General features: G+C 41.4%; 21 protein-coding genes and 2 pseudogenes. 9 read left to right on the forward strand and 14 right to left on the reverse strand.

All coding sequences use genetic code 11. The features are described from left to right. Nucleotides 1–37 precede the first annotated feature (37 nt). Complete coding sequence (gene aroA, locus CFY87_RS01910; RefSeq protein ID WP_094945607.1) at nucleotides 38–1333, reverse strand: 3-phosphoshikimate 1-carboxyvinyltransferase; 1296 nt, start codon at nucleotides 1331–1333, stop codon at nucleotides 38–40. Nucleotides 1334–1531: 198 nt separating this feature from the next. On the opposite strand from aroA, the gene CFY87_RS01915 reads away from it, so the two are divergent. After that, nucleotides 1532–2740 (forward strand): aromatic amino acid transport family protein, encoded by a 1209-nt coding sequence (locus CFY87_RS01915; protein WP_094945608.1) that lies wholly within the window; start codon nucleotides 1532–1534, stop codon nucleotides 2738–2740. A gap of 74 nt (nucleotides 2741–2814) precedes the next feature. Here the strand turns inward: CFY87_RS01915 and hisC are convergent, their stop codons facing one another. The 4 genes and pseudogenes from hisC to CFY87_RS01930 all read right to left on the reverse strand — a co-directional run bounded on the left by hisC (nucleotide 2815) and on the right by CFY87_RS01930 (nucleotide 7846). Then, nucleotides 2815–3912: a histidinol-phosphate transaminase gene (gene hisC, locus CFY87_RS01920; RefSeq protein WP_094945609.1), complete on the reverse strand. Its 1098-nt coding sequence runs from the start codon at nucleotides 3910–3912 to the stop codon at nucleotides 2815–2817. A 180-nt stretch (nucleotides 3913–4092) separates the two neighbouring features. Beyond that, a pseudogene (locus CFY87_RS12540) lies at nucleotides 4093–4474 on the reverse strand (DUF711 family protein); the annotation flags it as partial. Between the two features lie 41 nt (nucleotides 4475–4515). Continuing rightward, a complete protein-coding gene (locus CFY87_RS12400) occupies nucleotides 4516–4644 on the reverse strand; it encodes a hypothetical protein (protein ID WP_272896431.1) in 129 nt (42 codons plus the stop codon). Nucleotides 4645–4677: 33 nt separating this feature from the next. Then, a pseudogene (locus CFY87_RS01930) lies at nucleotides 4678–7846 on the reverse strand (type I restriction endonuclease subunit R). A 317-nt stretch (nucleotides 7847–8163) separates the two neighbouring features. On the opposite strand from CFY87_RS01930, the gene CFY87_RS01935 reads away from it, so the two are divergent. Beyond that, entirely contained in the window at nucleotides 8164–8601 is a 438-nt protein-coding gene (locus CFY87_RS01935; RefSeq protein WP_094945610.1) for a transposase, read from the forward strand. Between the two features lie 240 nt (nucleotides 8602–8841). Here CFY87_RS01935 and serC read toward each other — a convergent pair whose 3' ends face one another. Then, on the reverse strand, nucleotides 8842–9924 hold the full coding sequence (gene serC / locus CFY87_RS01940; protein ID WP_094945611.1) for a 3-phosphoserine/phosphohydroxythreonine transaminase: 1083 nt from the start codon (nucleotides 9922–9924) through the stop codon (nucleotides 8842–8844). Nucleotides 9925–10124: 200 nt separating this feature from the next. On the opposite strand from serC, the gene CFY87_RS01945 reads away from it, so the two are divergent. Beyond that, nucleotides 10125–10463: a DUF496 family protein gene (locus CFY87_RS01945; protein ID WP_094945612.1), complete on the forward strand. Its 339-nt coding sequence runs from the start codon at nucleotides 10125–10127 to the stop codon at nucleotides 10461–10463. A gap of 70 nt (nucleotides 10464–10533) precedes the next feature. Here the strand turns inward: CFY87_RS01945 and zipA are convergent, their stop codons facing one another. Next, nucleotides 10534–11616: a cell division protein ZipA gene (gene zipA, locus CFY87_RS01950; RefSeq protein WP_094945613.1), complete on the reverse strand. Its 1083-nt coding sequence runs from the start codon at nucleotides 11614–11616 to the stop codon at nucleotides 10534–10536. A 144-nt stretch (nucleotides 11617–11760) separates the two neighbouring features. On the opposite strand from zipA, the gene cysZ reads away from it, so the two are divergent. The 6 genes from cysZ (at nucleotide 11761) to purT (ending at nucleotide 17072) form a co-directional block, all read left to right on the forward strand. Next, on the forward strand, nucleotides 11761–12591 hold the full coding sequence (cysZ, locus tag CFY87_RS01955) for a sulfate transporter CysZ (protein WP_419670237.1): 831 nt from the start codon (nucleotides 11761–11763) through the stop codon (nucleotides 12589–12591). Nucleotides 12592–12711: 120 nt separating this feature from the next. Next, nucleotides 12712–13659 (forward strand): cysteine synthase A, encoded by a 948-nt coding sequence (cysK, locus tag CFY87_RS01960; protein ID WP_094945614.1) that lies wholly within the window; start codon nucleotides 12712–12714, stop codon nucleotides 13657–13659. Nucleotides 13660–13848: 189 nt separating this feature from the next. Continuing rightward, nucleotides 13849–14448 carry a beta-phosphoglucomutase family hydrolase gene (locus CFY87_RS01965; RefSeq protein ID WP_094945615.1) on the forward strand — a complete coding sequence of 200 codons (600 nt, stop codon included), beginning with the start codon at nucleotides 13849–13851 and terminating at the stop codon, nucleotides 14446–14448. Between the two features lie 31 nt (nucleotides 14449–14479). After that, a complete protein-coding gene (locus CFY87_RS01970; RefSeq protein ID WP_094945616.1) occupies nucleotides 14480–14959 on the forward strand; it encodes a YqaA family protein in 480 nt (159 codons plus the stop codon). Nucleotides 14960–15369: 410 nt separating this feature from the next. Continuing rightward, nucleotides 15370–15876 (forward strand): S-ribosylhomocysteine lyase, encoded by a 507-nt coding sequence (gene luxS / locus CFY87_RS01975; RefSeq protein WP_094945617.1) that lies wholly within the window; start codon nucleotides 15370–15372, stop codon nucleotides 15874–15876. Nucleotides 15877–15890: 14 nt separating this feature from the next. Continuing rightward, nucleotides 15891–17072, forward strand: coding sequence for a formate-dependent phosphoribosylglycinamide formyltransferase (purT, locus tag CFY87_RS01980; RefSeq protein WP_094945618.1), 1182 nt, complete (start codon nucleotides 15891–15893; stop codon nucleotides 17070–17072). 71 nt (nucleotides 17073–17143) lie between these two features. On the opposite strand, the gene gshAB is transcribed toward purT, so the two are convergent. From gshAB to CFY87_RS02015, 7 genes are all read right to left on the reverse strand, one after another. Further along, nucleotides 17144–19417 (reverse strand): bifunctional glutamate--cysteine ligase GshA/glutathione synthetase GshB, encoded by a 2274-nt coding sequence (gene gshAB / locus CFY87_RS01985; RefSeq protein WP_094945619.1) that lies wholly within the window; start codon nucleotides 19415–19417, stop codon nucleotides 17144–17146. 94 nt (nucleotides 19418–19511) lie between these two features. Then, nucleotides 19512–19850, reverse strand: a complete 339-nt coding sequence (gene fdx / locus CFY87_RS01990; RefSeq protein WP_094945620.1) for an ISC system 2Fe-2S type ferredoxin — start codon at nucleotides 19848–19850, stop codon at nucleotides 19512–19514. A 30-nt stretch (nucleotides 19851–19880) separates the two neighbouring features. After that, nucleotides 19881–21740 carry a Fe-S protein assembly chaperone HscA gene (hscA, locus tag CFY87_RS01995; protein ID WP_094945621.1) on the reverse strand — a complete coding sequence of 620 codons (1860 nt, stop codon included), beginning with the start codon at nucleotides 21738–21740 and terminating at the stop codon, nucleotides 19881–19883. Nucleotides 21741–21793: 53 nt separating this feature from the next. Continuing rightward, a complete protein-coding gene (gene hscB, locus CFY87_RS02000) occupies nucleotides 21794–22330 on the reverse strand; it encodes a Fe-S protein assembly co-chaperone HscB (protein WP_094945622.1) in 537 nt (178 codons plus the stop codon). Between the two features lie 16 nt (nucleotides 22331–22346). Next, nucleotides 22347–22670: an iron-sulfur cluster assembly protein IscA gene (gene iscA / locus CFY87_RS02005; RefSeq protein WP_094945623.1), complete on the reverse strand. Its 324-nt coding sequence runs from the start codon at nucleotides 22668–22670 to the stop codon at nucleotides 22347–22349. A gap of 63 nt (nucleotides 22671–22733) precedes the next feature. After that, nucleotides 22734–23117, reverse strand: a complete 384-nt coding sequence (gene iscU / locus CFY87_RS02010) for a Fe-S cluster assembly scaffold IscU (protein WP_094945624.1) — start codon at nucleotides 23115–23117, stop codon at nucleotides 22734–22736. Between the two features lie 60 nt (nucleotides 23118–23177). Next, the gene (locus tag CFY87_RS02015) at nucleotides 23178–24392 is read right to left on the reverse strand and encodes an IscS subfamily cysteine desulfurase (RefSeq protein ID WP_094945625.1); all 1215 of its coding nucleotides are present in this window, start codon (nucleotides 24390–24392) and stop codon (nucleotides 23178–23180) included. Nucleotides 24393–24434: the final 42 nt, after the last annotated feature.

Raw genomic sequence — 24434 nt, forward strand, 5'->3', positions numbered from 1 at the left:
CAACTCTTATCTGCAAGAGGATTAACCATCCTACATCTTAACGAAGACTAATTTTTTCAAACTCGCTAAAATAGGATGGGAACGTTTTAGTAGTACATTTCGGATCTAAAATAGTCACCGGCGTATCCGATAAAGCAACTAATGAAAAACACATTGCCATCCGATGATCATTGTACGTTTCAATTTCTGCCGCCTGAAATTTATCTAATGCCAACGGTTGAATACGAATAAAATCCTCACCCTCCTCCACTTCTGCACCAATTTTCCGCAGTTCTGTCGCCATTGCACTTAAACGATCGGTTTCTTTTACTCGCCAGTTATAAATATTGCGGATAACCGTTTCACCACGCGCAAATAACGCGGTAGTGACAATGGTCATTGCCGCATCAGGAATGTGGTTCATATCCATATCAATGCCATTCAATTCGTCGCGTTCTGCTTGAATAAAATCCTCTCCCCATGTAATTTTCGCTCCCATTTTTTCCAGCATATCAGCAAACAAGCGGTCGCCTTGAATAGAATGTTTACCAATTCCCGTCACTTTCACTTTTCCTTTAATCGCCGCAGCAGCCAAGAAATAAGAGGCGGAAGAGGCATCTCCCTCCACCAAATATTTTGCCGGCGCAATATAGGATTGATTTCCTTTGACTAAAAAGGTTTGATAGTCTTGATTGACTACATTCACACCAAAATCTTTCATCATAGCAAGAGTAATATCAATATAAGGCTTGGAAACCAATTCACCGATAATTTCAATTTCCATATCTCCCTCTGCCAAGGGGGCTGACATTAAAAGTGCAGTCAAAAATTGAGAAGAAATAGAGCCGTCAACTTTAATTTTGCCACCGCGAATACCGGAATTACGGATAGCGATCGGCGGATACCCCTCATTTCCCAAATATTGAACATCCGCGCCCGCTTGCTGCAACGCATCCACCAAGTGCTTAATCGGACGTTCTTTCATCCGCGGCTCACCGGTTAATACCGCCTCCGCCGGCGCCTTTCCTTTTAAACATAATGCCGCTGTCAACGGTCGCATTGCTGTTCCCGCATTACCTAAAAACAACGATAATCCGTCTTGCCACTGAAAAGCGCCACCAACACCCTCAATGGTACAAATGCGTTTATCTTCCGAAAGTTGATAATTGACACCTAATGCCTTCAACGCATTTAACATATGACGAATATCGTCGCTGTCTAATAAATTGGTCACTTGTGTTGTACCTTGTGCTAAGGCTGCCAACAATAATGCACGATTGGATAAACTTTTTGAGCCGGGTAAGTTAATCTCGCCTTCAATTTGTTTAATAGGCAATAAAGTTAATTTTTCCATGTCCTGTTCCGATAATAATCAATAGGTTGTTTTTTCCGTTGTTTTGCCAGTTTAACGGTTCAGCATAAAATTACAATCAATTTTAATGTGATCCATGTCATTATTTGTAAATAAATAATTACAATAGTAAAAATTATAGTACAATTTTATTTTCTCTCTGATAGAATAGCATTCTTCTCATTTTATCTAAGGTCTAATATGAAAAACAAAACTCTTGGAAGTGCCTTAATTGTTGCAGGCACAACAATTGGTGCGGGAATGCTTGCTATGCCGCTCACTTCAGCCGAAATGGGCTTTGGTTATACACTACTTTTATTATTCGCATTATGGATTTTACTTTCTTATAGTGCATTATTATTCGTGGAAGCCTATCAAAAAGCAGCTCGCAAAGATGCAGGGATTGCTACCCTTGCCGAACAACATTTTGGTGTTATCGGGCGAATTTTAGCCACATTATCCCTCATTATTTTTATGTACGCGATTTTAACCGTGTATGCCCTTGGTGGCGGTAATTTGCTGGAACCATTTCTCAGCTTCGCCGGAGAAAATGCCGGAACGCTGGCGATTATTGCGTTCGTTGTCATTTTTGCAATTGCGGTAACCATTGGAACCCATGCGGTTGATGCATTTACTCGTATTCTGTTCACCATCAAAATATTCGCTTTTTTATTCGTACTATTTATGATGTTGCCAAAAGTGACCATGGAAAATTTAGGTGCAATGCCACTGCAATATTTACTGATTATTTCTGCCAGCCCCGTATTTTTCACCTCTTTCGGTTTCCATGTAGTCATTCCGAGTATTAATAATTATCTTGATGGTGATGTGCGCCGCTTACGCATTGCCATTATCATCGGTACTGCCATTCCGTTGGTTACCTATATTTTATGGCAAATGGCGACCCATGGTGTATTCAGTCAAATGCAATTTGTGGAAATTATCCGTAAAGATCCAACCTTAAACGGTTTAGTAGAAGCCACTTATCAAGCCACCGGCAGCAATTTTATCAGCGGCGCAGTCCGTTTATTCTCTGCCTTGGCGTTGGTCACCTCGTTTTTAGGCGTCTCCTTATCCTTACTGGACTGTATAGACGATTTGTTAAAACGCGCCAAGGTCAATACCAATCGTATCGTATTAAGTTTACTGACTTTCGTACCGGTATTATTATTCGCGCTATTTTATCGTGACTTCTTGGCTGTACTCACTTACGCTGGTCAAATGTTCACTTTCTACGGATTAGTACTTCCGGTAGGGATTGTGTGGGTATTGCGCAGAAAATATCCGGATTTACCTTATCGCGTAATGGGCGGCAATTTGGCACTGCTCTTGGCATTAGTGTTAGGTTTATTGATTATGAATGTTCCATTCTTAATCGAAAACGGATTATTACCAAAAGTCGTCGGCTAATATTTAAGCTCAACCAACAAAAAAGCGATAAATATAATGTTTATCGCTTTTTATATCAGAAAATTTCTACCGAATTATTTACCTAATACCTTGCAAAGTGCGGTAAAAAATTGATCATTTTCGTGCGGTAAACCAATACTGACGCGCAAATGATTTGGCATTCCATAACCGGCAATCGGACGTACGATCACCCCTTCATGCAATAAGGCTTGATAAATTGGCTGCGCCGGTTGTTTTAAATCAACGGTGATGAAATTGCCTTTAGATGGAATATACTTCAACTGATGTGCATCAAAAAAAGCTTCATAACGTTTCATTTCTTGACGATTATTTTCAGCAACTTTTTCAATAAAATCATCATCTTGCATCACCGCTATCGCCGCTACCAATGCAAGGCTGTTGCAGTTAAACGGTTGGCGCACACGATTAAGCAAATCAGCAATTTCAGGATGCGATACCGCATAACCGATACGCAAGCCTGCCAATCCATAGGCTTTAGATAAGGTGCGACAAACAATTAAATTTGGGAATTTTTTCGCTAACTCAAAAGAATTTAACCGCTCTTTTTCATCCGTAAATTCCGTATAAGCCTCGTCTAACACCACAATCACATTCGCCGGGACTTTATCTAAAAAGACTTCCACTTCTTCTTGAGATAAAAAATTACCCGTCGGGTTATTTGGGTTAGCAATATAAATTAATTTAGTTTTTTCGTTAATCGCTTGTGCAAACGCCGCTAAATCATGTCCCCAATCTTTTGCCGGCACTTCGCGTGCAATCGCATTGATGGCACGGGTCACTAACGGGTACACGATAAACGCATATTGTGAATAAATAATTTCGTCTTTCTCGCCGGCAAAAGTATGAGCAAACAACTCGATCAAATCGTTGGAACCATTCCCTAATGTAATCTGATTCGCTTGTAACCCAAATTTTTTCGCGATCGTGGTTTTCAGCTCAAAGCCATTAGCATCAGGATAACGGGTCAGATCATTTAGTTGTCGGATAATCGCCTGTTTTGCGCTTTCCGGAAAACCAAGCGGATTTTCGTTGGACGCCAGTTTAATAATATTTGAAATACCTAATTCACGCTCAAGCTCTGCAATCGGTTTACCGGCTTGATAAGGCGCTAACGTTTTCACACCCTCATTGGCGATATTGATAAATTGCATAATTCTTCCTTTTTTATCGCTATTTTATATTTTCATCACATCAACAAATGCGGAAGTTCCGCCTTGTCTTTTTTATTTTCACGAAGCATTTATCTTAACCGATTTTGCCTAAGATTAAAAATCACTTCTTATCAATCTTGCTAATCGCTCTCAAAATGACAAGACAACGGAAAAAATCCACTAAAATACTGCTAGAATGCGACTATTACTCAAATCATCACTTCAAAATAGGTCATCTCTCCAGCTTCACGATTTGGTACAGGGAAAAGCCTTACAGTAAGCGGTTTATTCAAACGAAATGCCATGGTACCAATATCTCGCATTAAGGCAGAAATTTATTCAACCGTGGCATTACAATGAATGGGTACAGTATCTAACCCAATGCCACATGATATTAAGGGTTGCGACATAGTTTCGTAGCAATCGCTAAAGAATTGGTTATGGTCGGTTTTTGGTACCTTTTCAGGACTTCCACCAACAAATCCGGTGTTTCAAATCCAATGACAAAACTATTTGGCACATCACTGCCGTGATAACCCGCGGGGAAATAAGGGATAAATGGAATAGCAGGCACCAACAAATCAAACTCTTGTTTAGCAAGTTTTAACGCCTCCGCCCGGCTTTGTTAATCCGCATTGAGCGACAAAACAGGGTCACTGTTCTTACGCGGCAAAGAAGTTTCGTTTGCTCCAAAGAAATAGCATATTGGTTGATAATGTTGGTAGATTGCATACGAATGTCCTTATTATGAATAGGACTTGTAGTTTATCCGCTCGTTAGCTCATCTGTAATCACTTCCGCCTGATCCAACACAAACTGAATCGCCTCATCGCATTTGTCAGGCGGATATTTGAATAAACGCAAGGTAATTCGCACCAAGTTACGCATTTTCGCGCGAACAGCTTCTTTGTATTGCCAATCAATAGTCGCGGATTTGCGCAGCTTATCAGTAATTGCTTTCGCCAGATTTTTCAGGGTTTCATCGCCCAGTTCACGCACCGCACTTTCATTGCACGCCAGCGCATTATAAAAAGCAATTTCCGCAGGCGATAAGCCTAACTTCTCGCCACGTTCTAAACGTTCCGTGAAATCTTTTGCCATCGTAATCAACTCATTCAGCACTTCTAAAATGCTAATGGTGTGATTATTATATTTACGCATTGCTTCCGCTAAGCGTTGCTCGAAATCCTTTTGTACCGCAATATTCACGCCGCCTTTGTTCTGAATTTCAGCACGAAGGTAACGCTCTACCGCCAGCAACCACAGGTTTTTCGTGTTACTTTTCCCAATTTTGTCTAAAAATTTTTCAGACAACAAACTGATATTCGGCTGATCGCGATGTAACATATCCAGTAAATTCACCGCGCCATTTGCTTGCACCGCGCGATTGATGAGCTTCACCAATTCCAACTGACGATCTGCCATATTGGTTTCACTGCTTGGCGAACGCTTCGCAATAATCGCTCGCACTGCATCATAAAATGCCAATTCTTTCTGATAAGGCTTCACATCAAGCGAATTACCGCACAAGCAATAGCCTTTTTTCGCACTGCGCACCGCATTCAAAAAGGCTTTTCGGCGAGAATTTTCTGTTAAAGTGCGGTCATTTTGAGCTTTATTTTCTTGATGATCTAATGCAAGAATATGGTTTGCCCCACCATAATTTGATGGAACAACACCGTTTCATCTTCTAATTGCAACGCATCAAACAGTTTAAAACTTTCGCCTTTCACGGGAGTGGCAAATTGCCCACGAATAATATCGATATGCTCCAACATCTTGGCTTTCACTTTCGCAATATCTACGGTAATTTCGCCCTTGCCTCTTGCGCGCGAATATTCCAATTTCGCTTCTTTCAGTTCTTCCGCAATGCCCACATAATCCACAATCAACCCGCCATTTTCACTGCTTTTATTGCGGAACACACGGTTCACACGCGCAATCGCCTGCATCAAATTATGCCCACGCATTGGCTTATCAATATAAATCGTATTACAGCAAGGCGCGTCAAACCCTGTCAGCCACATATCGCGCACGATCACGATTTTGAGCGGATCGTCAGGATCTTTAAAACGGCGTTCAAGTAGCTTTTTATCTTGCGGAGAATAAATATGCTTTTGGAGTTCATCAGGATCGCTTGCTGAGCCTGTCATCACAATTTTAATCGCGCCCTTATTCACATCATCGCTGTGCCAATCAGGGCGAAGTGCGGTGATTTTTTCGTACAATTTTACGCAAATTTGACGACTCATCGCCACCAACATCGCCTTACTTTCCAGCAGCGCATTACGTTGCTCAAAATGTTGCACAAAATCTTCCGCAAGTCGTTGCAAACGCTCATCTGCACCCATCAACTTCTCACGCAAGCGGAAGTTATAAGTGTTTTCATCTTCGCCAAACAAATCTTGCGCTTCTTGCACCGCACTTTCAAACTCGCTACTTGCATCAATCTTAATTTGACGTGCTTCATAAAATAACGGTACCGTTGCCCCATCATCCACCGCATCATCAAAGTCATAAATCGACACATATTGACCAAATACCGCCTGTGTATCTTTATCATCAAGGCTAATCGGCGTGCCAGTAAAACCAATAAAAGAGGCATTGGGCAAAGCATCACGCAAATGCTTCGCATAACCCACACGATACGCCCCTGTTTGCGTACTTTGGTTTACTTTCAAACTTTGGTTAAAACCATATTGTGAACGGTGTGCCTCATCGCTGATCACAATAATGTTATGGCGTTCATTTAAAATCGGGTGTGTATTTTCACCATCTTGCAAGCCAAATTTTTGAATAGTGGTAAAAATCACACCGCCTGTTTCACGTTTCGCCAACTCCTCACGCAACGCCTCCCTGCCGTCGGCTTGCACAGGCAACTGACGAATTAAATCCTGCCCGCCCGAAAAGGTAGCAAAAAGCTGACCGTCCAAATCATTGCGGTCGGTAACGACAACAATGCTCGGATTACGCAATTCAGGCTGCGACAACAACTTCGCCGCATAAAACAACATCGAAATCGACTTGCCAGAACCTTGCGTGTGCCACATCACACCAATCTTGCCATTCCCCTGCTCACCTGCTGCAAGAAGCGTACATTCCACCGCCTCATTCACACCATAAAACTGATGATAAGCCGCAATTTTCTTGATTAAACGACCGCTTGTCACACGCTCAAACAGCACAAAATTTTGGATATAATTCAGCAAATTTTCAGGCGTAAACAAGCCATTCACCAAGCCTTGCAACTCATTTTCAAATAACACTCGTTGCTTTAACTTCTCGTCCACCACACGCCAAGAGGTAAAACGCTCCAAATCCGCCGTAAGCGAACCGACTTTCGCCTGCACGCCATCGCTAATCACCAACACCTGATTGTAAACAAACAGATCGCCAATTTCCTGTTTATAAGTCTGCAACTGGTTAAACGCCTGCGGCAAATCCGCATTTTCCGTGAGCGGATTTTTCAGCTCCACCACCACAGGCAAACCATTGATATAACCAATCACATCAGGACGGCGATTGCCCTTTTTGCCCAAAATCGTCAGCTGGTTCACCACATCAAAACAGTTATTTTCAAGCGTTTGGAAATCAATCAAACGTGCAAATTCCACCTTTTGCTCATCATTGGCACGATACTCCACCCGCACGCCCTCACGCAAATAGCGATACGCCTGCTGATTACGCTCCGCCAAATCCATAATATCCGTCTTGCACACCAACGCCACACCTCATCAACCGTTGCAGACGGCAATTGCGGATTTAACCGCATAACCGTCTCACGCAACCGCTCACGAAAAATCACCTCGTCGGTGCGCAACCGCCAAGAATTTTCCCCATCAACATTGATGGTCGAACCGTGCGTATATTGCCAACCCAAACGAATAAAACCCTGCAAACAGGCTTGTTCAATCGTGTTTTCATTGATGAGCATAGGTTTTTCCTTGTTTAATTTTGTTTTTTGTGATGTTGATTCCAAAATGGAAATGATTGTTTGTGTTTTTAAATTATTCGTTTTATTAATTTTGCATTTACGGACGCCAGCGTGGCGTCCCTACATTCACGTTGTGAATGTATTTGGGATATTTAAAATTCCGTTAAACCCTTTGCGTTTTGTTTTTCGTAAAATTTTAATTCGAAGTCATCGTAGGGACGCCACGCTGGCGTCCGTTTTAAGACACGCCGGTGTCCGTGAACGGTTTACCGTTCAATTGCGACATTGTCGCAATAAATTTTCATTTAAGGTTTATTATGAATTATCCAAATCGTCAATCCGTCCGTGTAAAATGGAATACATACCAAAACGGCTGTTATTTCATTACCGTTTGCACTAAAAACAAAATGCATTATTTTGGTGAAATTATTAATAACGAAATGCAATTCACACCATTGGGATTGGAATTGCAAAAAATTATCGAAAACACACCGCTTGTACGTAACGATCAATATATTGAAATCCCGATTTATACCGTAATGCCAAATCATTTCCTTTTTATTATCACCATCAATTACGAAACGGATCGACATCAACATTATTTCGGTGCACAACGCAAAAATTTATCGTCCATTGTGCGTGGGATTAAATCCAAATTAACCAGTTTTGCCATTCAAAATAACATTTCATTTCAATGGCAATCGAGATTTCACGAACATATCATTAAAAATGAACGTGCGTTTTCCTATATTTAGGATTATGTGCAAAACAATGTTATAAACTGGTTGCAAGATTGTTTTTACAAATAAACATTTTATGTTGGTTGATATTTTTTTCGGACACCAGCATGGCGTCCCCATATTCACTACGTTAATATATTTTTGGATATTTAAAATATCGTTAAACCATTTATATTTTATTAATTCGTAAACCCTTAATCCGAAGTCATTGTAGGGACGCCACGCTGGCGTCCGTAAAACATTACATTCTTTAACTTACTGATTTTCTTGTTCAAACTTCTGCATAAACGAAATCAACGCTTGTACGCCTTCAATTGGCATGGCATTATAAATAGAAGCACGCATTCCGCCTAATACTTTGTGACCTTTTAAAGCTTGTAAACCGTTGGCAGCGGCTTTGGCGACAAATTTAGCGTTCAGTTCGTCGTTGCCTGTGGTGAAGGTGACATTCATTAAAGAGCGGTTGTTTTTCGCCACTATATTGCGGTAAAAACAGCTTTGGTCGAGGAAGTTGTAGAGTAATTCGGCTTTGGCTTGGTTGCGTTTTTCAACTTCGGCTAATCCGCCGATATTAAGCAAATGCTTAAATACCAAGGAACAAAGATACCACGCAAACGTCGGCGGTGTATTGATCATGGAATCGCTGTTAGCTTGGGTTTCGTAATTCCAAATAGACGGTGTCGTTTTGCGTGCTTTGCCGATCAGATCTTCACGCACAATCACAATCGTAATCCCTGCCGGACCTAAGTTTTTTTGCGCTCCGGCATAAATTAAGCCAAATTGGCTGATGTCGATTTTGCGGGAAAGAATATTAGACGACATATCCGCGACCAACACCGCGTTGCCCACTTTCGGTACCTCAAAAATCTCTACTCCACTGATGGTTTCATTTGGGCAATAATGTACATAATCATATTGTTCCGCGATATCGGAAAAATCCAAATTACTCACTTTTAATTCGTCGCCCGGCGCTAAAATATTCACTTCGTCAATGTCACAAAAATTGCGCGCTTCCTTTGCTGCGATGGCTGACCAATGTCCTCCGGTTAAATATAACGCTTTGCCTTTTTCACCAATTAAATTCATTGGGATTGCGGCAAATTGCCCTCTTGCGCCACCTTGCAAAAACAGGATTTTGTAATTTTCCGGAATATGGTAAAGCTTGCGAAAATCAACAATCGACTCGTTGATCATATCCATAAACAATTTCCCACGGTGGCTCACTTCCATTACGGAAGTATGTTGATCTTGCCAATTTAACAATTCACTTTTCGCTTTTTCCAAAACGGGTGTTGGAATCATCGCAGGACCTGCACTAAAATTATAAACTTGTGTCATGTCGTGTTTCCTATAAATCAAAATAAATAAAAACGATTTTGTAGTTTTATCACCACATGAGATGATAGGCAATGACTTTATTCCATTATGCGAAAATTTTCCGGATATTTGAGAAAAACGTATTGAATACTTTGACGAATTCGGCAAAAAATACTACATTATGAGGCAGTTAATTTAATTTTAAGCAAGAGAGTGAATTTATGGAAAATGTCAATAAACAATCCTTCCAAGAAGTATTGGAGTATGTGCGTATGTATCGTTTAAAAAACAAGTTATTACGTGATATGAATGATAATAACCGCAAAATCCGTGATAACCAAAAAAGGGTGTTGTTGTTAGACAATCTTAACCAATATATTCGTGATGATATGAGCATTGAAGATGTGCGCGTGATTATTGAAAATATGCGTGACGATTATGAAACACGCGTTGATGATTACACCATTCGTAATGCGGAATTATCCAAACAGCGTCGCGAAATCAGTACAAAAATGAAAGAGCAAAAAAAAGCACACGCTGAATTATTAAAAACTAAATAAGATTTTGGAAAAATAAACAAAAAATGACCGCCCTTTAAAAGGACGGTCTCTTTTTACCGTTTTTTATCTTTTACGATTTTTTCACGCGATTTAAGTAATCCTGTTCATCTTGCGCAGTAAAAATTTGCTGTTGATCCGTTAACACAAAACCGCCCAACTCTTCCGCCAAGTTTTTAGCCGTGCGGATCATCATGCGTAAATTGGTAAGATCATCACCATGTTGTGACGGTAACTGCATAAATAACACCACACCTACAGTATGGAAATCCGCCATATTATAAGGATCAAAGATTCCCGGATCTTGAATATTCGCCACGCTGAATAAAATCGGGCTGGAAATACTCAAATCTAAATGGCGATGATAAATTTGCTGCGCACCATAAATAAAGCCTAAATTATCCAAGGCTTGCACCAATAATTCGCCACCGAAGAAACAGTTTTCCGGTGCCACAATATAAAGCAACATAAACGCATTATCTTGTTCCGCTTGATTGTTATTAACTTCATGTTGTTGCGCTTGTGGTTGCACCATTTCCTCTATCTCAATTTTGGCGCTTGGCTCCAAAGCAGCGGATTGTACAGAAGGTGCCGCACGAGATAATTTAGCCGCCGGTTGCAATGCGGCATCCGCCAGTTGTTGACGCAATTGTTCGGAAGACAAATCCACCACATTATCTTGCGACTCAAGCTCAGCAATGGAACGCTCGGCAATAGAACGCTGCGACACATTGCGGTTACCGGTTGGATAAAATTCTTCTTGAACGGTGGTGGCTTGCGAAGCAGTCGGCGAGTTCGGCAAGCTAATCTTAATTTGGCTGACCGCTTGTTCAACATTTTGGATATCATGCTGATAGGTTTGAGGATCTTCTCGCATTTCATCAAAGTTTAGTGATTGTTGCGTTGCTTGCGACGCGATTGGAGGGGCAGACGGTACCGACGCGGTAAAAGAATTATTAGCAGTTTGCGAGGAATTAAGCGTCTGCTCTTGCGAGTAAATTTGGTTGTCTTGTACTTGAACGCGCGAATCTTTAGTAAAGGTATTCGCATTTTGAAAATACTGTGATTTTTCACGTCGATTTGCCCATAATCCATGGGCAACCAAAATAATTAAGGCTATCACTCCTAAAATAATTAAAATCGTGTTTAAATCCATTATGAGATCCCTCGTTATCGTTACTTCACAGGACAAATTTTTATTTAGCTTATCACATTTTATTCTTGCGGTGATATGCAAAAATTGATTTTTTTCACCGCACTTTGTATTCTTATCGCTCATTTGACTTTAAAGAGAATTATTATGCAACAATCTGAACTAAAGTTAGGTTTTCACTATTTTATCATGGGCTGGCACTTAATCATGAAACCCGGATTAAGACGTTTTGTGATCCTGCCTATCTTGTTGAATATTTTATTACTTAGCGGGTTATTTTGGGTTTTGTTATCGCAAATTAACTATTTGATTAATAATCTGATTGACTATATTCCGGATTGGTTAAGCTGGCTAAGTGGTATTTTGCTGATATTATCCATTTTGATGATCCTAATTTTATTCTATTTTATTTTCACCACGCTGTCGGGCTTTATTGCGGCACCCTTTAACAGTTTGTTGGCGGAAAAAGTGGAAAAAATGCTGACGGGTGAGAACTTATTAGACGGAGGTGCCATGGATTTTGTCAAAGACGTACCAAGAATGTTGGCGCGCGAATGGCAAAAATTAGTTTATAGCCTGCCTAAACTTATTATCTTGTTTTTATTAGGTTTTATTCCGGTTTTAGGGCAAAGTATCGTACCGATTTTAACCTTTATATTTACTGTTTGGATGATGGCAATTCAATATTGCGACTACCCTTTTGATAACCATAAAATTCCTTTCGGCATTATGAAAACCGAGTTGGCGGAAAAACGTTCTATGACTTTAACATTTGGTACGTTAGTCACCTGCTTTACCTTTGTGCCGTTGTTAAACTTGGTGATTATTCCGGTCGCGGTTTGCGGCGCCACTGCAATGTGGGTCGGTACTTATCGGGATAATCTGGCGTTTAATATTAATCTAAGCAAAACCGGTACAGATGTAGTAGTACATTCTTATCGCACCGAGTTACAAAACAAAGCGAGTGGCAATGTCTGATTAAATAGCATTTGGTTATAAAATATAGCTAATAACTATTTTTTTATTCTAAAAGCCTGTGCTAAAAATAAACGCAACTGAACACATCATGTTAAATCATAAACCAAAGGGGATTTTTTTATGACAATTTATGCAGATAACTCATATTCTATCGGCAACACGCCATTAGTTCGTTTAAAACATTTCGGCAACAATAATATCGTAGTCAAAGTAGAAGGGCGCAACCCGAGTTTTAGCGTCAAATGTCGTATTGGTGCGAACATGGTATGGCAAGCAGAAAAAGACGGTACATTAACCAAAGAGAAAGAAATTGTTGATGCAACCAGTGGTAATACCGGTATTGCGTTAGCTTATGTTGCCGCCGCGCGTGGCTATAAAATTACCTTAACCATGCCGGAAACCATGAGTTTAGAGCGTAAACGTTTATTGCGCGGTTTAGGCGTAAACTTAGTGTTAACTGAAGGCGCAAAAGGGATGAAAGGTGCGATTGCCAAAGCGGAAGAAATTGTAGCGTCAGATCCAAACCGTTATGTGATATTAAAACAATTTGAAAACCCAGCAAACCCAGCAATTCACCAACAAACTACCGGTCCTGAAATTTGGAACGATACAGAAGGTAAAGTGGATGTGATCGTTGCAGGCGTAGGTACCGGCGGTACGATTACCGGTATCAGTCGCTATCTTAAACAAGATCAAGGTAAAAAAGTGATTTCTGTGGCGGTTGAACCGGAAGAATCCCCGGTAATCACTCAAACCCTTGCAGGTCAAGAAGTCAAACCGGGTTCACACAAAATTCAAGGTATCGGCGCCGGCTTTATTCCGAAAAATTTAGATCTTTCGTTGATCGACCGTGTTGAGCGCGTAAGTAGCGATTTGGCAATTGCCACTGCACGTCGTTTAATGGCAGAAGAAGGGATTCTTTCCGGAATTTCTTCCGGTGCAGCATTAGCCGCCGCCGATCGTCTGGCAAAATTGCCGGAGTTCGCCGATAAACTTATCGTGGTAATTCTACCTTCAGCATCAGAACGTTATTTAAGCACCGCCTTATTTGATGGTATCGAGGGCTAATTTATTTTCCCCTTGCGGTCAGATTCTCTCGCGGAACTGACCGTTTTTTTTCTGTATTTACCGGCGCGTTAAGTGCGGTCAAAATTTTCCGTCTTTTAAGCAAAAATCACGATAAAAACCTAAGATCAAAAAACGGCTTTATGCTATGCTAACTCCTCACAAAAAAACCGCCACATTTTAGGGAATACAATGCTAGATTTTGATTTATTTCACCAATACAAAGGATTAATTTTTGACATGGATGGCACTGTCATCAACACCATGCCAAGCCATGCAAAAGCTTGGGAAATTGTCGGTAAAGAAATGGGTTATACCTTTGATGGCACCACCATATACCATTTAGGCGGTGCGCCGGTTCGTGTCATTGCACAAACCATGATGCAAGAAGCCAATATGCCATTGGATCGCATTGAAGAAGTCATTCACTTAAAACGGGAATGGGGGAAAAAATTACTATTACAAGAATCAACCTTATTGCCCGCTGCACAAGTAGTCAAACAGTTTTATCAGAAAAAACCCCTGGCGTTAGGCACGGGTTCCCATCGCGGGATGACCGAGCTATTGCTGGATAAATTTAATTTCCATCAATATTTTAACGCAGTGGTCACCGCCGAAGACGTGCATAAACACAAACCTGAACCAGATACGTTTTTACGTTGTGCCGAATTAATTGACGTAGAAGCCAAAGATTGCTTAGTATTTGAAGATGCGGATTTGGGTATACAAGCCGGACTTGCCGCCGGAATGCAAGTTTTTGACGTACGCATTAATCAAATTATCCGCGCTTAACGGTTGCGCGCCTTGGCAATAATATTGTGCTATGCTTGATTATTTTACTTGGGATTTTTGGCAACCTCACGGTTTATGGCTGATGTTCCTCAGCGCTTTTTTAAGCGCAACCGCGCTACCCGGCAATTCGGAAGTGGTATTTCTCACCTTGATATCACCACCGGCATTAAAGGATCATTTTTCTTTTTCTAGCGATATGTTAGCGTTACTCACCGGCGCAGTGATTGGCAATAGCCTTGGCAGTTTAACGACCTATTGGCTGGGGTGCCGGTTTCCCGAAGCCAATCTGCGCCAATGTGCACATCCTCGCACCTGCTGGGCGATAGAAAAAATGCAACGTTATGGCGTTATCATCTTATTTTTTAGTTGGGTACCGATTGTTGGTGATTTATTTTGTGCCATTGCCGGTTGGTTACGCCTCAATGGGGCTCTCACAATGCTTTTTATTACGCTTGGAAAATTAGTGCGGTATATTTTTCTTATGTTTTTTGGTTGGGCAACTTTATTTTAAGTTGCAATCCAGTGTATGCCAACAAGTAAAAAAAACGCCACCTAAAAGGTGGCGAATAACCTAAGGAACCAATTTTTTATAGACAACTGCGAACTGCAGTCTCGGCAAGATTATAACACAAGCTTTAAAAAAATTTACATAAAATTACATTATTTTACAAAAAACTTTCGCTACTTTTAAAATTCATTTATGATTCAAAAAGTTAAAGTTTACACGATTGTTTATTCGCTCAAAAAAATTTACAATTCTCTTTTTGTAGCACAAAAAAACCACTTAAAATAATTTAAGTGGTAAAAAGTAATCTAAGGAACCAATTTTATAAAAACAACTGCAAGTTGCTACTGTATAAGACAGTATATTCTTTTTAAAGTTCAGATATTTTTACATAAGTTTATAATTAAGGAAAAACTATGCCTTTACTCGACAGTTTTAAAGTGGATCACACTCGTATGAATGCGCCGGCGGTGCGTGTTGCCAAAACAATGAGAACCCCGAAAGGTGATGATATTACAGTGTTTGATCTGCGTTTTTGCATTCCGAATAAAGAAATTCTTTCCTCGAAAGGCATTCATACATTAGAACATTTATTCTCCGGATTTATGCGCGACCACCTCAATAGCGATAGCGTAGAAATTATTGATATTTCGCCAATGGGATGTCGTACCGGCTTTTATATGTCCTTGATCGGCATGCCGAGTGAACAACAAGTCGCTCAAGCATGGCTTACCTCAATGAAAGATGTATTAAATGTGCAAGATCAACGCCATATTCCGGAGTTGAATGAATATCAATGCGGCACCTACACCGAACATTCCTTATCCGACGCCCATCAAATAGCACAAAACGTGTTAAATCGTGGTATTGCAATTAATAAAAACGAAGATTTAACCCTCGACGAAGCATTACTCAATCCATAAGCAAAGGAGTATATATGACAACTATCGGAACCGCCCTTACCGCCAACGCCACCAAAGTGATGTTGCTCGGCGCCGGAGAATTAGGCAAAGAAGTCGTTATTGAATTACAGCGTTTAGGCGTAGAGGTAATCGCGGTAGATCGCTACGAAAACGCACCGGCACAACAAGTGGCACACCGTGCTTATACCATTTCCATGTTGGATGGCGCAACATTAAAAGCCTTAGTAGAAAAAGAACAACCGGATTATATTGTACCGGAAGTAGAAGCGATCGCCACAGATGCCTTAGTAGAATTAGAACAAGCCGGCTTTAACGTTATCCCAACTGCGAAAGCCACGCGCCTGACAATGAACCGCGAAGGTATTCGTCGTTTAGCTGCGGAAGAATTGGAGTTGCCGACTTCCCCTTATCAATTCGTAGATAACTTTGCTCAATTTGAAAGTGCGGTCGAAAAAATCGGCATTCCTTGCGTGGTCAAACCCATTATGTCCTCCTCCGGACACGGACAAAGCATCTTAAAATCACGCCAAGATCTGAAAAAAGCTTGGGATTATGCCCAACAAGGCGGACGTGCCGGCAGCGGTCGCGTTATCGTCGAGGGCTTCGTGACATTTGACTACGAAATTACTCTCCTAACCGTGCGCCATATTCATGGAACCTCATTTTTAGCGCCAATTGGACATCACCAAGAAGATGGGGATTATCGAGAATCCTGGCAACCACAAGCCATGTCGAAAGCGGCATTACAAAAAGCGCAACATATTGCAGAGAAAATTACCACCGCACTTGGCGGTCGCGGTATTTTCGGCGTAGAAATGTTTGTATGCGGTGACGAGGTTATTTTCAATGAAGTTTCACCACGCCCACATGATACCGGCATGGTCACCCTCATTTCACAAGAACTCTCCGAATTTGCACTACACGCCCGAGCTATTTTAGGCTTACCGATTCCGCACATTGGTCTGATTAGCCCGTCAGCCTCCAAATCCATTGTCATAGAAGGAAAATCCAATCAAGTGCAATTTGGCAACCTCGCCGAAGTCTTAGCGGAACCGAATACTAATATTCATTTATTCGGTAAAGGCGAAGTAGATGGACACCGCCGCATGGGCGTATTGCTGGCGCGCGATAATTCTATCGAAGAGGCGTTGGCGAAAGTGAAGCGTGCTTATGATAAATTAGAGGTAAAATTGTAATTCCCCCAAAAAACAAAAGTGCGGTGAAAATTTTGTTATTTTTCACCGCACTTTTATCTTTAATCGCTTTACTATTTTAGTTCAGGAAATAGCATTTTAATCACATTTTGCGTCACGCGACGGGATTTACCGACGTAAGGGAAAATATGCATCATCATCATTGGATTGAAATTGGCTTCAATCACGCCCCAAGAAGATAAACTTGGTTGCGCCGGTTGTTTTAAATCCGGAATAATTAAATCCACGCCACATATCGCCACCCCCATGGCTTTGGTGATCTCCACCGCCAATTGCTTGTAACTAGGATGCATTTCGTCGGTCATATCAATGCTGTCGCCGCCGGTGCTGATATTGGAATTTGCGCGTAATTGAACCGGCTGACCTTGCGCCGGGATACTTTCTACGGTTAAGCTCTGTTCTTTGAGTTGCAATTGTTCAATATCGCCTAAAGCAATTTTTTTCAGTGGCGTGCGGCTACCGTCACCACGTAGCGGATGATCATTTTTCGCAGCAACCAATTCCGCCACCGTATGTTCACCATCTCCGACCACATTCGCCGGTACGCGCAACAACACTGCCAACGTATCTTCACCCAACACAAAGAAACGATATTCCGTTCCGACCAAATAATCTTCCACCATGATTTCTTTATCTTCACGGAAAGCAATTTCGACTGCCTTAGCAAAATCATCGCGATCTTGTACCCCTTGTTGGAAAATGGTAATGCCCAGCCCATAATTTGTGGATTTCGGCTTGATCACCACCGCTCGCCTGGCAAATAAAGCATAACTTGCCACAGCTTGTTCCGCCGAAGTAAATTCCACACTCTGCGGTACATTAAAACCCGCTTTTTGTAGCACTTTTTTGGTGACCACCTTATTTTCCATAATCAGCGAAGAAATATAGCTGTCATGGGAAGTCATATTACCATTTTTCACATATTCAATATGATCGCCGAATTGTAAACGTAAGAATTGATCATTTTCGTCTAAAATTTCAGTTTTGATGCCCTTTTGAATTAGATCGAACATCAAGGCTTGAGTGGAAAGCTCCATATTATCAAAGGCAGATAAGGCATAAAAACGTTTAAAAGCATCCGCTTTATATTGTTGTGCCAAGGTTGCCCCCAATTTTTGATAACCGCCGGCGCGTTCAATGGCTTGCACTAAACGCCCACACAGCGTCCGGCTTGGTTCGGCAAATTGCGCGAATTTTTCTTGCACTATTTCCACCGCACTTTGCTCCGCCCCGATCTCTTGCAACATAACCATTAATTGTTGCAACAACGCTTCGCCCTCTTGACGATATTGAGTCTGGCTTAATGGATGTTCAAACGCCACATCTGCCAAACGTTGTTTACCCGAATTCACCTCGTCTTGATCGGCAGTTTCATCCAACCAAATCATCAACAAAATAAAATAATAAATAAATTTTGCATCCTTAAGATTGATGCCGCAAGGTTCAAATGGATTAAGATCAAACAATCTAAATTCCAAATATTGAATCCCGCTGGTCAATAAGTCCCGTGCTTTTTTCGCGCCACGCAAGCGCACATTGGAATAAAATTCTTTTTCAGCAATCAAACGTCCGGATGCTACCCAATGTTCCAAGGAGTCAATATATTGCTGCACGCTGTCAAAAGAAACGATAATATCCGGTGCATTCACATAACCATATTGGCTGGAACGCAAACTGCGCACATATTGTCCCGCTTTTAATGGCGAGTCATCTCTAAAATAGTTGCTGTCAACCGTTGGCGTTGCGGATAAAAAATATAATAAAACCCATTGATAACGAAGGAAATTTTTCGCCATTTTAAGATATAAATCGTTCTGAAATTCGACCGCACTTCGGTACTCATTCTGTAAGCGAAATAGGGTATGAATTAAATCGCCATCCAGTTGAAAATTATAATGAATGCCACTAACCATCTGCTTACTTTTGCCGTAAGATTGCACCAAATGTTCGCGGTAGGCCACATCCTCCGGATTATCCAATTGCGCCACTTTAATTTGATCTTCCGGCGGCAATCCGGCAGGCATACTCATTGGAAAAATATATTCATCTTCCGCCATGGAACGTAGCACCACTTCATGAATCGCAGATAACCAACGCAGCGTATCTTCCAATTTTTTATTTGGCGGCGTGATTAATTCCAGCTGGCTTTCAGCAAAATCAGTTTGAATATAAGGATGATAAGAACGATTACCAAAGCACTTCGGATGTGGCGTCGTTACTACAGATCCATCCTGATAAACGCGCTGACTTTCTTTTTCCAAGCCAAATGACGCTTGTTGAAAAAGCAGCCCCAAACCATGTTTTTTTATCACTTGCTGTATATTCATTCTGTTTTCCTTTGTACAACGCAGAAATTTAACCCAAGCTCCGCTTTCATCAATCTTGAAAAGTGCGGTAACTTTTGGCTTAATTTTAGCTTGTTTAGTGTTCTTCTCTGGCGTGATTTAAACTGTATTTCGGAATTTCCACCACCAAATCTTCCGTGCCAATTTGACATTGGCAACTTAAACGACTATCGACTTCCAGACCCCAGGCTTTATCCAACATATCATCTTCATCATCCGTGGTTTCATTTAAGCTATCAAACCCCTCGCGCACAATCACATGACAAGTGGTACAAGCGCAAGATTTATCGCAAGCATGTTCAATTTCAATCCCCGCCTCCAAGGCAACATCTAACAAATTATCCCCTTCGGCAGCGTCTACTACCATGCCTTCCGGACATAACATTTCATGCGGTAAAAAAATTACTTTTGTCATCATTATTCCTACATTGACTAAATTTTACAATTACTTGGCACTTAATTTTTGCACTGATTGACCGGTAAGTGCTTTACGAATGGATTGATCCATGCGACGCGCGGCAAATTCTTGCGTCTCCTGATCCAAGATCTTAATACCTTGTTTAATCGCTAAACTATCATCTTGCTTACACAACGCCTGTAGAGAAACAAGCGCATTTTTGACCGCACTTAGTTCCTCATCGTTTAATAAATCTTTATCTTGTTGCAACGCCGCATACACGCTTTCCAACACGCGCGTCGCTTCAACGCGTTGCTCTGCCAACAAGCGAGTTTGAATATCCTGTTTGGCATTTTCCATGGAGGATTTTAACATAGTGGCAATTTCGTCATCCGTCAAGCCATAAGAAGGTTTAACTTGAATGGATGATAGCACACCGGTTGATTTTTCCATGGCGGTTACGCTTAATAATCCGTCGGCATCCACTTGATAAGTCACGCGCACGTGCGCCACGCCCGCTGCCATCGGCGGAATACCACGCAAGGTAAAACGCGCCAACGACCGACAATCATCCACCATTTCGCGTTCTCCTTGTACAATATGCACTGACATTGCCGTTTGTCCCTCTTTAAAGGTGGTAAATTCTTGCGCGCGCGCTACCGGAATCGTGGTGTTACGTGGAATAATTTTCTCTACTAAGCCTCCCATGGTTTCAATCCCCAAAGACAGAGGGATCACATCCAATAACAGCATTTCCGAATCCGGTTTATTACCGATTAAAATATCTGCCTGAATTGCCGCCCCCAGCGCCACTACTTTATCCGGATCGATTGAAGTCAACGGTGTTTTACGGAAAAATTCGCCCACTTGCTCGCGCACATAAGGTACTCGTGTAGAACCGCCAACCATCACCACTTCGCACACTTCATCCACAGCCACTTTGGCATCTTTTAACGCACGGTGACACGCCAATAACGAACGTTTTACTAAGGGTTGAATTAATTGATTAAATTGCGCGCGGCTAATTTCTCCTTGCCAAGTTTGATAATTTAACGCACAATGTTGCACTTCACTTAATTGGGTTTTCACGCCTTTGACAAGTTCTAGCAATTGACGATTTTGACGATCATCATGCGGCGTAATGCCCGACTGCGCCACAATCCAATCAGCAAGCAAATGGTCAAAATCATCACCACCCAACGCCGTATCACCGCCGGTAGCTAAAACCTCAAAAACCCCTTTGGATAAACGCAAAATAGAAATATCAAAGGTACCACCGCCTAAATCATAAACTGCAATGACGCCCTCTTGCCCGCTATCCAATCCATAGGCAATCGCAGCCGCCGTCGGCTCATTGAGTAAACGCAACACATTTAAGCCGGCAAGTTTCGCTGCATCTTTAGTACTTTGGCGCTGCGCATCATCAAAATATGCCGGCACGGTAATCACCGCGCCATCCAATTCGCCACCAAGTCGTTGTTCTCCAAGTGCGGTCAATTTTTTCAAAATTTCAGCGGAAATTTCAACCGGACTAAAGGTTCCTTGCGACGTATTGATTAATGGCAATCCATTTTCGCTTTGGCTGAAATGATAGGGTAAATTTGGGTAACGCGTTTTTACATCAGCTAAAGAACGTCCGATTAAACGTTTGACGGAAATGATCGTATTTTGCGGATCTTGACTGGCTAATTCGCCGGCTTCGTAACCAACAAGCACTTCTTGCGCTTGACCAAAATGGACAATGGAAGGTACCAGCGGACGCTCTTTTGCGTCGAGTAAAATATCTGTAGAACCGTTACGCACGGTCGCAACTAAAGAATTTGTTGTCCCTAAGTCAATACCAACCGCGCGTTTTTGTTGGTGTGGTGCGGCGCTTTGACCGGGTTCTGCAATTTGAAGTAATGCCATTGTTATTCTCTATAATCATGATAAGCGCAAATTTAACGCTCAGTTTAACTCATTTAGTTGGCTTGCGAGATTAAATTGTATAAAACATCTTCGATTCGTTCGATTTCTTGCTGTAATTTTTTGATAAAACGTAATCGATCCGTCAACATTTTCGCTTGTTGCCAATTTTGTGCAGAAAGTGCGGTAGAAATTTCAGCTAAAACAGACTGTTGATATTGTTCAATTTGTTGGCTAAATTCAATCAACTGCTGCGCATCTTGTTGCGCCTCTAAGACTTCCAATTGCTCGCGCCATTGCATTTGTTGCATCAAAAATGCCATATCTTTTGAGCTTTGCGGCTCAAGGTTCAAGCTCTCGCCAGTATGTAACGCCACGATACAGTCCGCCCGCAATACGGGATCTTTGAGAATTTTCAGCGCATCATTTACTTCCGCCGATTTTTGCATGGCAAGTCGTTGTTCTTGTGGAGAATGTTGCACAAAATTATCCGGGTGTAACGATTTTTGCAGCGCTAAATAACGTTGCGAGAGTAAAGTTAGATCCACCGTAAAATCCACGGGTAAATCAAAGAAAAGAAATGGATTTATCATTATAATCCCCCTCTAACTATACGTTAAAACTTTCACCGCAACCGCATTGATCTTTAACGTTTGGATTGGTAAATTTAAATCCTTCGTTTAAGCCTTCTTTGACAAAATCAAGTTGTGTACCGTCCAGATAAACCAAACTTTTCGTATCGACAATGACTTTAACTCCATTACTTTCAAAAATCTGATCATCTTCATTGATATGATCGACAAATTCCAATACGTACGCTAAACCAGAACAACCTGAGGTTTTTATCCCTAGGCGTAAACCAATCCCTCTTCCTCTATTTGCCAAAAAAGTCAGGACGCGATTTGCTGCTGTTTCAGTTAATGTAATTGCCATAATACGGACTCCAAAACCATACAAAAAACAGTGGGTGTTATCCACCCACCTAACCCGATAAAATTATTCACCTTTTTTCGCTTTATAATCTGCGATTGCTGCTTTGATGGCATCTTCGGCAAGAATAGAACAGTGCACTTTGACCGGCGGAAGTTCTAATTCTTCGGCAATTTGGCTATTTTTGATTGCTTGCGCTTCATCTAAGGATTTACCTTTTACCCATTCAGTGATCAATGAGCTGGATGCGATCGCTGAACCGCAACCATAGGTTTTAAATTTCGCATCTTCGATAATGCCTTGCTCGTTGACTTTGATCTGCAACTGCATTACGTCACCACAAGCCGGCGCACCAACCATACCGGTTCCTACATCAGCAGATTTTTTATCAAATGATCCCACGTTACGCGGGTTTTCATAATGTTCAATTACTTTTTCACTATATGCCATTTTCTGTTTCCTTTCGCGTTGGGCGGATAAAACAGTCCGACCAATCAATACTGATATTAATTAATGATGTGTCCATTCAATAGAACTTAGATCAATCCCTTCTTTGTACATATCCCAAAGGGGGGATAATTCTCTTAATTTTTCGACCGCACTTTTAACCAAATTAATTGTGTAATCAATTTCTTCTTCCGTGGTGTAACGACCTAGGGTGAAACGGATTGAGCTGTGTGCCAATTCGTCATTTAATCCTAAAGCGCGTAACACATAAGAAGGTTCAAGGCTGGCAGAAGTACAAGCGGAGCCTGAAGAAACCGCAATATCACGCAACGCCATCATCAAGCTCTCCCCCTCTACATAGTTAAAACTGATGTTCAGGTTATTATCTACACGATATTCCATTGAACCATTCACATAAGTTTCTTCAATTTCTTTTAACCCATTGTATAAACGATCACGCAAGGCTTTTAAGCGCGGCATTTCTGTTGCCATTTCTTCTTTACAAATACGATACGCTTCGCCCATACCAACAATTTGGTGTACCGGCAAGGTTCCAGAACGCATACCACGTTCGTGTCCGCCACCATGAATGATCGCTTCCAAACGTACGCGCGGTTTACGACAAACATATAATGCGCCGATCCCTTTCGGTCCATATAGCTTGTGGCTTGACATTGACATTAAGTCAATTTTTAATTCGCTCAGATTAATCGGCAATTTACCAACACTTTGGGTCGCATCCACATGGAAAATAATTTTGCGTTCACGGCACAACTCACCAATAGCTTTAATATCTTGTATCACACCGATTTCATTATTAACATGCATAATGGAAACTAAAATCGTATCCGCACGCATTGCCGCTTTTAATTCATCCAAATTAATCAAACCGTCTGATTGCGGACTTAAATAGGTCACATCAAAACCTTCACGTTCTAATTGACGACAAGTATCCAACACCGCTTTATGCTCTGTTTTGCAAGTAATAATATGCTTACCTTTGGTTTGATAGAAATGGGCTGCCCCTTTGATCGCCAAGTTATCTGCTTCTGTTGCACCTGAGGTAAACACAATTTCACGCGAATCCGCACCAATTAAATCTGCAATCTGATTACGTGCAACATCTACCGCCTCTTCCGCTTGCCAACCGAATTTGTGAGAACGCGAGGCCGGATTACCAAAATCACCATCAACTGTTAAATATTCCATCATTTTTTTTGCAACACGATGATCCACAGGACATGTGGCAGCGTAATCCAAATAAATGGGTAATTTCATTTAATTCACTCCTAAATAGCTTTATTCTATAGCGCACTTTAT

The organism is Actinobacillus seminis, from assembly GCF_002263215.1.
GTDB classification, from domain to species: Bacteria; Pseudomonadota; Gammaproteobacteria; order Enterobacterales; family Pasteurellaceae; genus Actinobacillus_B; species Actinobacillus_B seminis.